The organism is Kitasatospora sp. NPDC048194, from assembly GCF_043202455.1.
Classification (GTDB): Bacteria; Actinomycetota; Actinomycetes; order Streptomycetales; family Streptomycetaceae; genus Kitasatospora.
Window position 1 is genome coordinate 166,346 of record NZ_JBIDAK010000015.1, and the last position, 12,475, is coordinate 178,820.

General features: G+C 74.4%; 10 protein-coding genes. 5 read left to right on the plus strand and 5 right to left on the minus strand.

Annotation, left to right across the window (positions count from 1 at the left end):
* Nucleotides 1-15: 15 nt before the first annotated feature.
* From ACGF07_RS20165 to mtrA, 3 genes are all read right to left on the minus strand, one after another.
* Nucleotides 16-1,875: an LpqB family beta-propeller domain-containing protein gene (locus ACGF07_RS20165; RefSeq protein WP_392900618.1), complete on the minus strand. Its 1,860-nt coding sequence runs from the start codon at nt 1,873-1,875 to the stop codon at nt 16-18.
* Nucleotides 1,850-3,832 (minus strand): MtrAB system histidine kinase MtrB, encoded by a 1,983-nt coding sequence (mtrB, locus tag ACGF07_RS20170; protein ID WP_350746041.1) that lies wholly within the window; start codon nt 3,830-3,832, stop codon nt 1,850-1,852. The genes ACGF07_RS20165 and mtrB overlap by 26 nt, the downstream gene beginning before the upstream one ends.
* A gap of 124 nt (nt 3,833-3,956) precedes the next feature.
* Nucleotides 3,957-4,634: an MtrAB system response regulator MtrA gene (gene mtrA / locus ACGF07_RS20175; protein WP_350746044.1), complete on the minus strand. Its 678-nt coding sequence runs from the start codon at nt 4,632-4,634 to the stop codon at nt 3,957-3,959.
* Nucleotides 4,635-4,923: 289 nt separating this feature from the next.
* Here mtrA and ACGF07_RS20180 point away from each other — a divergent pair, with 289 nt between their 5' ends.
* From ACGF07_RS20180 to ACGF07_RS20200, 5 genes are all read left to right on the plus strand, one after another.
* Complete coding sequence (locus ACGF07_RS20180; protein ID WP_392900621.1) at nt 4,924-6,123, plus strand: glycerophosphoryl diester phosphodiesterase membrane domain-containing protein; 1,200 nt, start codon at nt 4,924-4,926, stop codon at nt 6,121-6,123.
* A gap of 5 nt (nt 6,124-6,128) precedes the next feature.
* On the plus strand, nt 6,129-6,881 hold the full coding sequence (locus ACGF07_RS20185; protein ID WP_392900623.1) for a DUF4129 domain-containing protein: 753 nt from the start codon (nt 6,129-6,131) through the stop codon (nt 6,879-6,881).
* Entirely contained in the window at nt 6,878-8,098 is a 1,221-nt protein-coding gene (locus tag ACGF07_RS20190; RefSeq protein WP_392900626.1) for a DUF4350 domain-containing protein, read from the plus strand. The genes ACGF07_RS20185 and ACGF07_RS20190 overlap by 4 nt, the downstream gene beginning before the upstream one ends.
* A gap of 26 nt (nt 8,099-8,124) precedes the next feature.
* Nucleotides 8,125-9,105 carry a MoxR family ATPase gene (locus ACGF07_RS20195; protein ID WP_350746060.1) on the plus strand — a complete coding sequence of 327 codons (981 nt, stop codon included), beginning with the start codon at nt 8,125-8,127 and terminating at the stop codon, nt 9,103-9,105.
* Nucleotides 9,106-9,249: 144 nt separating this feature from the next.
* Nucleotides 9,250-10,560 (plus strand): DUF58 domain-containing protein, encoded by a 1,311-nt coding sequence (locus ACGF07_RS20200; RefSeq protein WP_392900629.1) that lies wholly within the window; start codon nt 9,250-9,252, stop codon nt 10,558-10,560.
* A gap of 60 nt (nt 10,561-10,620) precedes the next feature.
* On the opposite strand, the gene ACGF07_RS20205 is transcribed toward ACGF07_RS20200, so the two are convergent.
* Together ACGF07_RS20205 and ACGF07_RS20210 are read right to left on the minus strand one after the other, a co-directional pair.
* Nucleotides 10,621-11,766, minus strand: a complete 1,146-nt coding sequence (locus ACGF07_RS20205) for an RNA polymerase sigma factor (RefSeq protein ID WP_392900652.1) — start codon at nt 11,764-11,766, stop codon at nt 10,621-10,623.
* Nucleotides 11,767-11,774: 8 nt separating this feature from the next.
* Nucleotides 11,775-12,182 carry a YciI family protein gene (locus tag ACGF07_RS20210; RefSeq protein WP_392900633.1) on the minus strand — a complete coding sequence of 136 codons (408 nt, stop codon included), beginning with the start codon at nt 12,180-12,182 and terminating at the stop codon, nt 11,775-11,777.
* Between the last annotated feature and the right edge of the window lie 293 nt (nt 12,183-12,475).

The following is a 12,475-nucleotide window of genomic DNA, read 5'->3' on the forward strand; positions in this document are numbered from 1 at the left end:
GCCACCCGTGGAAACTCAGCCGGCGTAGAAGAAGGAGCGGGCCCGGTCCAGCAACTGGGCCTCCCGCCACTGGTTGTTGACCAACCGGTAGACCTTGCCCTCGGCCACCGCCAGCACCGGCGGCGCCGGCACCAGGCTGTCCCCCCGGGACTCCGCGGCCGAGACGCTCAGCATCCCGAGCCCGCCCTGCAGCTGACTGTCCGTGCTCTGCGAGCCGTCGGTGCTGATGTAGTACAGCTGCTTGGGGCGGTCGGCCTCGTTGCCGAGCACCAGCAGCTGGTCGCTCTCCGCCCAGGACACCGAGGCGACGTCGGTGAGCGAGGGTGCGGCCCGGCGCAGGCCGGTGATCTTCACGGTCGGCGCCGTCGGCGTCCCGCCGTGCACCACCAGGCCGAACTCCAGCGAACTGGTCGCCACGCCCGGGGACTTGACCACCAGGGCGACCCGGGTGCCGTCCGAGGAGATCCGCAGCGCCTGCACGGTCTGCCCGATCAGCCCCTCGACCGGAACGGTGTACGACTTGTTGCCGCGCACCATGACCACCCGCGGACCCTGCGGGTCGCGGTCCACCACCCACAGGTCGCCGCGGCCGTCCCAGCTCGGCGAGGCGAGGCCGTCGTCCTTGCCGCCGCCCCGCACCGGTGAGGTGAGCACCGGCTCGGGCATCGCCACGGTGCTGTCCGACAGGGCCACCGAGTAGAGCTGGTGGCCGTCCGCGCTGACCGCGGCGGCCCAGGCGCCGTCCCGGCTGACCGCCAGGGCGCTCGGCTGGGCCGCCGGGTTCGGCTGCGGCTTGCCGAGCACGCCGTGCACCGGGTCCCCGGTGCGGCCGTCGTCCGTCGCCATCAGGACGCCGTTGTCGGAACGCTGGTAGTACTGGACGGACGTCTGGGCGGTCAGGGCGCCCGGCCCGGTGGGCGGCACGTCGGTGCGGCTGGCCGTGCAGGAGCCGCGCTGGCCCCTCAGCTCCAGCCGCTCGACCTGGCCCTTGCCCTGGTCGGCGAGGGTGTAGAAGAGCTGGGTGGCCATCCGGCGGCAGGCCGCCGGCTCGCCGAGGTCCGCGGCGCCGAGCTGCACGTGGGCGGTCCGGCCGTCGTCGATGCCGACCCTGTCCACGGAGGCGCCGGCGGGGAAGGCCGTCCGGACCACCGGCGAGAGCCAGTCCGAGGGCCCGGCGACCAGCGCCTTGGCGGCCGCGGTCAGCGGGTCTATCCGGCGGCGCAGGTAGATCGGGTCGGCGACCAGCACCTCCTGGCCGCCCTTGCCGGCGGACGGGTCCGGCGCGGTGTAGAAGAAGCGCTCGACCTGCCGGAAGCTGTTCCGGAAGTTGGTCTCGTTCATGATCACGCCGGGCGGCAGCCGGTCGATCCGCCACTCGCCGTCCTTCTCCCGCACGAAGGTGAAGTCGGAGGAGGCGTTGTTGTTCGGGCCGGCGACGGGCAGGTACGAGTGCTTGGCGTCGACCGTGGCGACCATCTGCCCGGTCACCGTCTCGGAGGTCGTGGTGTCGGCGTCGGAGACCGGCTGGCCGGGTTCCTTGATGGTCGTGCTGGCGAGCACCTGGATGCTCGCCTCCGGGTTCCAGGTCGCGGCGGCGCTGTCGGTGAGGTACTTGCGCGCGGTGTCGTACCCCTCGTCGGCGGTCACCGCGTCCAGGAACCCGGTCAGCAGCTCACGCGGCTTGGCGCCCTTGCCGGGCGCCACCGGGTACACCCTGGCCTGCAGGTTCTTGTCGGCCGAACCCTGGGAGAGCTCGACCTTGGTGATGCCGCCGGAGTCCGGCATGGCCGCGCAGCCGCTCGCCACGAGGGCGCCGAGCACCGCGCCGGCCACCGCCGTGAGCCGCGGCTCAGTCCTGCTGCTCGTCCTTCGCACGCTGCGTCCCCTCCAGGTCCGTCCCACCCGTCACGTCCGGCTCCGCCGTCCGCTGTGCCACCGACGGCCGTCCCGGCGTCGGGTCCACCATGACCTGGGCCCCGGTGACGCCGTAGCCGGCCCCTGCGGTCCACACGTCCGAGGGGTCCGAGCGGGGCCCCTCGGGCAGTCCGCGCCGACCCAGCCCGGGGCCGATGTTCAGCACCCCGCCGAGGCCGCTGCCCAGTCCGCTGCCGGTCCCCTCCGGCGCCTCGGCCTGCTCCTCGGCGGCGGTCATCGCGGTCGAACCGGCCGGGGCGATGGCCCGCCGGTACGGCGTGCCGTAGGCCCCGAGGCCCCGGTTGTTGCGGGAGTCCTCCGGCTCCAGCCGGAACGGCGCCCGGCTGATCTCGCCGCCGCGGGTGCGCGGCAGGGTGAGCCGGAAGTGCGAGCCGCCGCCGGGCTCGCCCCAGGCCTGGAGCCAGCCGCCGTGCAGGTGGGCGTCCTCGACCGCAATGGACAGGCCGAGGCCGGTGCCGCCGGTGGTGCGCACCCGGGACGGGTCCGCCCGCCAGAAGCGGTGGAACACCCGGGAGGCCTCGCCCGGCTTGAGGCCGATGCCGTAGTCGCGCACGCCGACGGCGACCGCGCCGTCGGCCGAGCCCAGCCGGACCACCACGTCCCGGCCCTCGCCGTGCTCCAGCGCGTTGACCACCAGGTTGCGCAGGATGCGCTCGATCCGGCGGGAGTCCACCTCGGCCACCACCGGCTCGCCGTCGCCGCGGATCACGATCGCACTGCCCTTGGCCTGGGCCAGCGGGTCGGCGGCCTCCACCACCCGGCCGACGATCTCCCGCAGGTCGACGGGCTCGGCGTCCAGGATGGCGGCGCCCGCGTCGAAGCGGCTGATCTCCAGCAGGTCGGCCAGCAGCGACTCGAAGCGGTCCAGCTGGCCCTGGAGCAGCTCCGCCGAGCGGGCTGCCATCGGGTCCAGGTCCTCCCGGCTGTCGTAGATCAGGTCGGCGGCCATCCGGACGGTGGTCAGCGGGGTGCGCAGCTCGTGCGAGACGTCCGAGACGAAGCGCCGCTGGACCCTCGACAGCTCCTCCAGCTGCCGGATCTGCGCCTGGAGGGCGTTGGCCATCCGGTTGAAGGACTCGCCGAGGCGGGCGATGTCGTCCGTCCCGGTCACCTTCATCCGCTCCTCCAGGTGCCCGTCGGCGAGCCGCTCGGAGATGCCGGCGGCCATCCGCACCGGGGTGACGACCTGGCGCACCACGACCCAGGCGATGCCGCCCATGAGGATCACCACGAACACGCCGGCGGTCGCCAGGGTGCCGGTGATCAGGTTGAGGGTGTCGGTCTCCTGGCCGAAGGAGAACACGTAGAACAGCTGGTAGCTGGTGCCGGCCGGACCGACGAACTGCATGCCGAGGGCGAGGCCCGGCTCGCTCCTGCCGCCGCTCTCGGGCGACCGGTGGATCCGGGTCGGCTGGTCGAACATCTGGCCGGGTTCGTCGAAGAGCTTGGCGCGCAGGGTGTCCGGGACGCTGCTGGGCTGGATGTCGCCCGAGTAGCGCGGCGCGAACCCGGCCGTGTCCGGGACGACGGCACCGGTGCCGGGGGCCATCGCGATCACCGAGTAGACCGTCTGCCCGCTCGCGGCCAGGTCGTTGACCTGCCGCAGCAGCCAGGTGCCGGTCTCCTCGGTGGTCGGGTCGGCGGTGTTGCGCAGCTTGAGGTCGCGGGCCTCGTCGATCTTCTTCTGCTCGACCTGGAAGCCGATCCGGGCCTGCGCCCGGGCAGCGTCGATCTTGGTGTCGAGCAGGCCGGTGCGCACCTGCGCCACCACGACCACGCCCAGCACCAGGACCACCGCGATGGAGGCCAGCAGGGACACCGCGACCACGCGCAGCTGGATCGAGCGACGGTACAGCGCGGCCACCCGGTGCGCGGGGCGGCGGAACTGACGCTTCATCAGGCCGAAGACTCCGGAAGGGCCGCGACGGCGGCGGGTGGTCGAACTCAGCACGTCCCCGCGCACGGCTCCCGCCCCGCCGGTCGCGGTACCCGGCGGGGTGTCGTCGGCCCGGTCCGTCACGTCAGCTGGGTCCGGCCTTGTAGCCGACGCCGCGGACGGTCACCACGATCTCGGGGCGCTCCGGATCCTTCTCGATCTTGGAGCGCAGGCGCTGGACGTGCACGTTGACCAGGCGGGTGTCCGCCGCGTGGCGGTAGCCCCAGACCTGCTCCAGCAGCACCTCGCGGGTGAACACCTGCCAGGGCTTGCGGGCCAGCGCGACCAGGAGGTCGAACTCCAGCGGGGTCAGCGGGATGCTGCGGCCGTCGCGCTTCACCGAGTGACCGGCCACGTCGATCACCAGGTCGCCGATGGTCAGCTGCTCGGGAGTGGGCTCCTCGGCGCGGCGCAGCCGGGCCCGCACCCGGGCCACCAGTTCCTTGGGCTTGAACGGCTTGGTGACGTAGTCGTCGGCGCCGGACTCCAGGCCCACCACCACGTCGACCGTGTCGGTCTTCGCGGTCAGCATGACGATCGGCACACCGGACTCCGCCCGGATCTGCCGGCACACGTCGATGCCGTCCCGGCCGGGCAGCATCAGGTCGAGCAGCACCAGGTCGGGCTTGGTCTCCCGGAACGCGGCTAGCGCCTTGTCCCCGTCGGCGACGAAAAACGGCTCAAAACCCTCACCACGCAACACGATGCCGAGCATCTCGGCCAGTGCGGAGTCGTCATCAACGACGAGGACGCGTCCCTTCATGCGTCCATCTTCTCATTACCGGATTGTGACCTGCCGCACAGCAGTGCCAATGCTCCACAACGGCCAACTCGGCCACCGGCGTTTTCCGGCCAAACCGGACGAATGACCCTCGCCCGGGGCGCCTCGGAACGGTCCCGGAGCAGCCGCCCGACCTCCCGGAACGCCCCGATGCCGATCAGCAACCGGATACCCCTGGGGCCTGTCCTGGCCCCATGGCACGATGGGCACCGCGCGCGGGCGGAAGATCCGCCCCGGAGCCGCGCCCCTGACGCCCCTCCGAGGAGCAGTGATGACCGACACCCCGGGCTGGGCCTCGCCCAGCTCGTCCGAGCCACCCCGCGACGGCGACCGGCCCCCGGCCGACGCGCCCGCCGCCGTGCCCGGACCGTCGGCACCACCGCAGGCCACCCCCGGCTGGAGCGCAGCGCCCGGACAGCCCGGCTGGAACGCCGCGCCCGGGCAGCCCGCCTGGGGCGGCCGGACGCCCCACGGCGGGCAGCCGCCCGGCGGAGGGAACCCGTACGGCTGGGGCGCCGTGACCAGCCCTCGCCCCGGAGTCATCCCGCTGCGCCCGCTCGCCGTCGGCGAACTGCTCGACGGAGCCGTCACCACCGTCCGTCGGCACTGGCGCACCGCCCTCACCCTCTCCCTCGGCATCGCCGTGATCGACCAGGCCGGTGCGATCGCCGCCGAGCTGCTGGTCGACGGCAGGACCGGAGCCTCCACCCAGCTGCTCACCCTGCTGGCCCGGCTGCCGATCATGCTGCTGCTCAACGCCCTCGCCACCGCGCTGCTCACCGTGGTGGTCAGCCGGGCCGTCCTCGGCCGGCCGGTGACCGCCGGGGACGCCTGGCGCGACGCCCGCCCCCGGCTGCTCCAGCTGCTCGGGCTCACCGTGCTGACCACCCTGATGAGCTCCGGCGTGCTGCTGCTCGGCTTCGCCCCGCTCTTCGGCTACCAGGCCGGCGGCTCGGGCACGCCGGGGACGGAAGCCCTGCTGGCGTTCGTCGGCCTGCTGACCGTCCCGCTCGCCGTCTGGCTCCTGATCCGCTACAGCCTGGCCGCTCCGGCGCTGATGCTGGAGAAGCAGGGCGTGCGGACGGCACTGTCCCGCTCGCGGCGGCTGGTCCGCGGCTCCTGGTGGCGGATCTTCGGCATCGTGCTGCTGAGCAAGCTGCTGTCCCTGGTGATCGGGATGGTCCTGCTCGTCCCGGCCCGGTTCATCGGCCTGGTGCTCGGCTTCGGCAGCGTGGACCGCCTCGACGACGGCAACCAGTCCGTCGGCATGCTGGTCGTGGTCGCGATCGCCGGGATCATCGCCTCCGCGCTCACCACCCCGTTCACGGCCGCCGTCGGCGTGCTGGTCTACATCGACCAGCGGATCCGCCGCGAGGCCCTGGACATCGAGCTCTCCCGCGCCGCCGGCACGCCCGAGCAGCACGGCACCGGCCCCGACGGCGGAGCCGACCAGACCTCCGCGAGGCGCTGACCTAGATGCCCATCTGGGGGGACAGGCTCCTCGCCGCCGGCGCACCGGTCACCGTTCCGCGTGACCCGGCCCGCGACGCCGCGCGCGAGGAGCTGCTGAACGCCGACTACCACAAGCACGACCCGACGGTCCTGCAGCGGATCGCCGACTGGTTCTGGGACCACCTCAACGGCGCACTGGAGAACCTCTCCGGCGACGGCACCGACGGCACCACCGGCGTGGTGCTGTTCCTGATCGTCGCCGTGCTGATCGCGGCCGCCCTCTGGTGGCGCCTCGGCGCGCCCAAGCGCTCCGCCCGCAGCACGCTCGGCGTGTACGGCGGCGGCGGCCCGCGCAGCGCCGCGCAGCACCGGGCGGACGCCGCCGGGCACGCCGCCGCCGGGCGGTGGGCCGAAGCCGTCCGCGAGCAGATGCGCGCACTCGTCCGCTCCCTGGAGGAACGCACCCTGCTCGACAGCCGCCCCGGCCGCACCGCCGACGAGGCCGCCGCCGAAGCCGGCCGCGCCCTGCCCGAGCACGCGGCCGCGCTGACCGCCGCCGCCCGCACCTTTGACGACATCGCCTACGGCGACCGGACCGCCGACCAGGCCGCCTACCAGCTGCTGCTGGACCTCGACCGCACCCTGGAACGCACCCGCCCGGCGCTCGCCCCGGTCCCCGGCCAGGCCACGGCTCCGACCGGCTCACCGATCGGCGCCCAGGCCGCCGCTCGGACCGGCTCGCCGACCGGCCCTTCGTCCACGGGAGGAGCGGCATGACCGGCACCACCCCCGCTCCGGCCGCCGTCGAACGGCCCCCGGCCGGCCCCGCGCCCACCAGCCTCGCCCCCAGCGGCCGCGGCCTGCTCCGCCGCGCCCGCTGGTACCTGGCCTTCCTCGCCGCCCTGCTCATCGGCGCCGTCTGCATCGCCGCCCTCGGCCGGGACCACCAGTACCCGCCGGCCGACCCGCGCTCCTACGACTCCGACGGTGCCCACGCCGTGGTCGCGCTGCTCGAACAACAGGGCCTGAGGACCGACCTCACCACCGACCCCGCGGCCACGCCCGGCGGCGCCGACACCCTGGTGCTGCCCGAACCCGACCTGCTCGACCCGGGCCAGCTGCGCGCCGTCGCCGCCGCCCACCACAGGCGGCTGGTCCTGATCGCGCCCGGCCCGGCCGCCCTCACCGCGCTCGCTCCCGGCATCCGCACCTCCGACGAGGACGGCGGCGTCCCGTACGCCCCCGTCCGCAGCACCCCCGCGGCCTGCTCCCTCGCCGAGGCCTCCCGGGCCGGCAGCGCCACGACCGGCGGCATGCTCTACACCAGCGGCAGCCGCGGCGAGGGCTGCTACCCGCACGGCCACGGCTACCCGCTGGTCAGCACCCCGACCGCGCACGGCGACGTCATCGTCCTCGGCAGCGGCAGCTTCCTGCACAACGGCGAACTCGCCAAGGACGGCAACGCCTCGCTGGCACTCGGCCTGCTCGGCTCGCAGCCCCGCCTCACCTGGCACCTGCCCGACTACTCCGCCCAGCCGGCCGAGGGCACCCGCACCAAGAGCTTCGACGACTACATCCCCAAGGGCTGGCGCTGGGCCTTCTACCAGCTCGCGATCGCCGCCGTCCTGGCCGCGCTGTGGCGCGCCCGCCGGCTCGGCCCGGTGGTCAGCGAGAACCTGCCCGTGGTGGTGCGCGCCGCCGAGACCACCGAGGGCCGCGCCCGCCTCTACCGCCGTGCCAAGGCCCGCGGCCGCGCCGCCGAGGCCCTGCGCCGCGCCGCCGCCCACCGGCTCTCCCCCGCTCTGGGCGTCCCCCTCCGGGCCGGCGCGCCCGACCCCGAAGCCCTCTGCGCGGCCGTGGCCGACCGCCTCCCCGCACGACCCGCCGGGGACGTCCGGGCCCTGCTGTACGGCCCGCCCCCGACCGACGACGCCGCCCTGCTGCGGCTCGCCGACGATCTCGACGCCCTCGAAAGGCAGGTACGGAACCCGTGACCGAACAGGCAACCGCCCAGCTCCGCATCGCCCCCGGCACGGCGCCCGCCAGCCCCGCCACCGACCCCCGCACGGCCCTGACCGCCCTGCGTGCCGAGATCGGCAAGGCCGTCGTCGGCCAGGACGCCGCCGTGACGGGCCTCGTCGTGGCCCTGCTCTGCGGCGGCCACGTGCTGCTCGAGGGCGTCCCCGGCGTCGCCAAGACCCTGCTGGTCCGCACCCTGTCCACGGCGCTCAGCCTGGGGACCAAGCGGATCCAGTTCACCCCCGACCTGATGCCCGGCGACGTCACCGGTTCGCTGGTCTACGACGCCCGCACCGCCGAGTTCTCCTTCCAGCCCGGCCCGGTCTTCACCAACCTGCTGCTCGCCGACGAGATCAACCGCACCCCGCCGAAGACCCAGGCCGCCCTGCTCGAGGCCATGGAGGAGCGGCAGGTCACGGTGGACGGCGAACCGCGGCCGCTGCCCGTGCCGTTCCTCGTCGCCGCGACCCAGAACCCGGTCGAGTACGAGGGCACCTACCCGCTGCCCGAGGCCCAGCTCGACCGCTTCCTGCTCAAGCTGATCCTGCCGCTGCCCGACCGCGACCAGGAGTTCCAGGTCCTCTCCCGGCACGCCGCCGGCTTCGACCCCCGCGACCTCGCCGCCGCCGGCGTCCGGCCGGTCGCCGGCCCCGAGCACCTCGCGGCCGCCCGCGAGCAGATCGCCGGGCTGACCGTCTCCCCCGAGGTCCTCGCCTACATCGTCGACCTCTGCCGGGCCACCCGGCAGTCCCCGTCGCTGTCCATCGGCGTCTCGCCGCGCGGCGCCACCGCCCTGCTCGCAGCCTCGCGCGCCTGGGCGTGGCTGGCCGGACGTGACTACGTCACCCCGGACGACGTGAAGGCACTCGCCCTGCCCACCCTGCGGCACCGGGTCGCGCTGCGGGCCGAGGCGGAGATGGAGGGCGTCACCGCCGACTCCGTCATCCAGGCCGTCCTGGCGCAGACGCCCGCCCCCCGCTGACCAGCGGGTCAGCTGATCAGCGGACCCGCTGGTCAGTAGGCCGCAGGCCGCAGAGGTCAGGAGCTTCCGGACCACGGCGTCCGGACCGCGGGCACCCCATCCACGGGCATCCACATCCACGGGCTTCCGAAGGAGCGCATCCGCATGGCCCTCACCGGGCGAACCGCCCTGCTCGCCGCACTCGGCGCGCTCGTCGTGGGCCTGTTGTTGCCCTCCTCGGCCGGAGTCGGACTCGTCACCGGCGCGGTCCTGGTCGCCGTCCTGGTCGACCTGGTGCTCGCCGCCCCCGTCCGGAGCCTGCACATCACCCGTGGCGGCGACACCACCGTCCGGCTCGGCGAGTCCGCCACCGTCGAACTGACCGTCACCAACCCCGCCGGGCGGCCGCTCCGGGCCCTGGTCCGCGACGCCTGGGCGCCCTCCGCGTGGCGCCCGGGCACCGCGGAGACCGCGTCCCGGCACACCCTCGCCGTCCCCGCCGGTGAACGACGTCGGGCGGCCTCCGTGCTCACCCCGAGCCGCCGCGGCGACCACCACGCCCACCGGGTGACGGTCCGCTCGCTCGGCCCGCTCGGCCTGGCCGGGCGGCAGGGCTCCCACCACGTCCCCTGGACGGTCCGTGCGCTGCCGCCGTTCACCAGCCGCAAGCACCTGCCCTCCCGGCTCGCCCGCCTGCGCGAACTCGACGGCCGCACCTCGGTGTTGACCCGTGGCCAGGGCACCGAGTTCGACTCGCTGCGCGAGTACCTGCCCGGCGACGACGTCCGCTCCATCGACTGGCGCGCCACCGCCCGCCGCAACACCGTCGCGGTCCGCACCTGGCGCCCGGAACGCGACCGCCACATCCTCGTCGTCCTCGACACCGGCCGCACCTCGGCCGGCCGTGTCGGCGACGCCCCCCGCCTGGACGCCGCCCTCGACGCCGCCCTGCTGCTCACCGCCCTCGCCACCCGCGCCGGAGACCGCGTCGACCTGCTCGCCCACGACGCCCACAAGCGGGCGGCCGTGATCGGCAGCTCGCCCCACGAGATCCTGCCCGCCTTCACCAACGCGATGGCCGGTCTGGAGCCCGCCCTGCACGAGACCGACATGCGCTCGCTCGTCTCCACGGTCCTGCGGATGGCGCCGCGCAGGTCGCTGATCGTCCTGCTGACGGGTCTCGACGCGGCCCCCGTCGAGGACGGCCTGCGCCCGCTGCTGCCGCTGCTCACCAAGCGCCACGAGGTCGTTCTCGCCTCGGTCGCCGACCCCCACCTGGACGTCCTCGCCGCCGGACGCGGCACCCTCGAGGCCGTCTACGGCGCGGCCGCCGCCGAGCAGACCCGCGCCGACCGGCGCGCCACCGCCGACCGGCTCACCCGCCACGGCGTCACCGTCCTGGACGCCCCGCCGAGCCGGATCGCGCCGGCGCTGGCGGACGCCTACCTGGCGCTGAAGGCCGCCGGCCGATTGTGAGCGGATCCCGCGGGTCAGGGCTGGCCGGGGTCAGGACTGACCTGGTCAGAGCCTCCGGGGTCAGGGCTCGCGGCGGGCGTTCAACCGGGCGGCCTGTCGCGTGAGGTGGGCCCGCTCCGCCAGGTTGGACGCCTTGTGCGCCGCCTCCGCGTACAGTCGGGCCGCCGTGACCGGATCGCCGTCTCGCTCGTGGAGGTACGCCGACACCGCGGTGTAGCGGGGCAGCGCGCCGTCCACTTCCGCGAGCGCCGCCAGCCCGGCGCGCGCCCCGTCGGCCTCCCCCACCGCGACGGCACGGTTGAGCCGGGCCACCGGGCTGCCGGTCAGCCGCACGAGTTCGTCGTACCACTCCACGATCTGCACCCAGTCGGTCTCCTCGGCGGTGGGAGCGTCGGCGTGCAGCGCCGCGATGGCGGCCTGGGCCTGGAACTCGCCCAACCGGTCGCGGGCCAGAGCCGCCTGAAGGATCGCGATGCCCTCGGCGATCAGCGCGGTGTCCCACCGGCGGCGGTCCTGCTCGGCGAGCGGCACCAGGCTTCCGTCCGGTGCGATCCGCCCGGCCCGCCGGGCGTGGTGCAGCAGCATCAGGGCGAGCAGGCCCGCCACTTCCGGGTGGTCGATCACCGCCGCCAGCTGCCAGGTCAGCCGGATCGCCTCGGCGGCGAGGTCGACGTCCCCGGAGTAGCCCTCGTTGAACACCAGGTAGAGCACCCGCAGCACGGTGGCCACGTCGCCCGGCTGATCGAACCGCACGCCGGCGACGGTGCGTTTGGCCCGGCTGATGCGCTGGGCCATGGTCGCCTCGGGGACGAGGTAGGCCTGGGCGATCTGCCGGGTGGTCAACCCGCCGATCGCCCGCAGGGTCAGCGCGACCGCGGACGACGGCGTCAACGACGGGTGGGCGCACAGGAAGTAGAGCTGGAGCGTGTCGTCCACTCCCGCCGCCGGCCCGGGCGCCGGCTCCTGGTCCAGGAGGTCCTCACGACGGCGGCGAGCGCTGTCCGCCCTGGTCGCGTCGAGGAACTTGCGCCAGGCGACGGTGACCAGCCAGCCCTTGGGATCCCTCGGCGGATCGGTTCGCCAACCGCGCAGCGCCTCGATCAGCGCCTCCTGGACGGCGTCCTCGGCCGCCGCGAAGTCTGCTCCGCGGCGGACGAGGACGCCGAGCACGCCCGGGGTGAGGCTCCGGATCAGGGCCTCGTCCATCGGAACGGTCACTCCGTGATGGTGGGCGGGTGGGCCAGGAACGGCCGCAGCTCCAGCCACTCGTGGATCGGCTTCCCCCCGGCCCCGGGGGCCGCCGACAGTTCCCCTGCCAGCTCGACTGCGCGCTCGTAGCTGTCGACGTCGATCACCATCCAGCCGGCGATGAGGTCCTTGGTCTCGGCGAACGGACCGTCGGTGACCGGCGGACGCCCCTCACCGTCGTACCGGACCCACGTCCCCTCGGGCGCGACCGCCTGGCCGTCGACGAACTCACCGGTCTTCTCGAGCCGGGCCGCGAAGTCCTGCATGTACTTCACGTGCGCCGTGACCTCCTCCGGCGTCCACTGGTCCATCGGCACGCAGTTGACCGGGCTCGGGGCGCCCCGATAGTGCTTCAGCAGCAGGTACTTGGCCATCGTGCTTCTCCCTCGGTGCTGTTGCGACCCATTGTGGCCGCGTTCACCCCTGGGACGGAGCCGACCACGGCGTCTCGACATCCCTCGACCAAGATTTTTTACGCGCCCGCAGCCGCCGTCCTCGATGCCCGGCCCGACGCGGGCGGCGGGAGCGTCCCATTCCCGCGGTGCCCCGGAAACGCGAAAAGGCCCCGCCCGGGAACCCGGGCAGGGCCTTCTCAGAAGAATTGTTCGGCGGCGTCCTACTCTCCCACAGGGTCCCCCCTGCAGTACCATCGGCGCTGTGAGGCTTA

Coding starts and splice junctions, on each gene's coding strand:
- mtrA (WP_350746044.1), bottom strand. CDS start 4,634: ATGAAGGGACGCGTCCTCGTCGTTGATGACGACTCCGCACTGGCCGAG.
- ACGF07_RS20185 (WP_392900623.1), top strand. CDS start 6,129: ATGCCCATCTGGGGGGACAGGCTCCTCGCCGCCGGCGCACCGGTCACC.
- ACGF07_RS20180 (WP_392900621.1), top strand. CDS start 4,924: ATGACCGACACCCCGGGCTGGGCCTCGCCCAGCTCGTCCGAGCCACCC.
- ACGF07_RS20200 (WP_392900629.1), top strand. CDS start 9,250: ATGGCCCTCACCGGGCGAACCGCCCTGCTCGCCGCACTCGGCGCGCTC.
- ACGF07_RS20205 (WP_392900652.1), bottom strand. CDS start 11,766: ATGGACGAGGCCCTGATCCGGAGCCTCACCCCGGGCGTGCTCGGCGTC.
- mtrB (WP_350746041.1), bottom strand. CDS start 3,832: ATGAAGCGTCAGTTCCGCCGCCCCGCGCACCGGGTGGCCGCGCTGTAC.
- ACGF07_RS20190 (WP_392900626.1), top strand. CDS start 6,878: ATGACCGGCACCACCCCCGCTCCGGCCGCCGTCGAACGGCCCCCGGCC.
- ACGF07_RS20210 (WP_392900633.1), bottom strand. CDS start 12,182: ATGGCCAAGTACCTGCTGCTGAAGCACTATCGGGGCGCCCCGAGCCCG.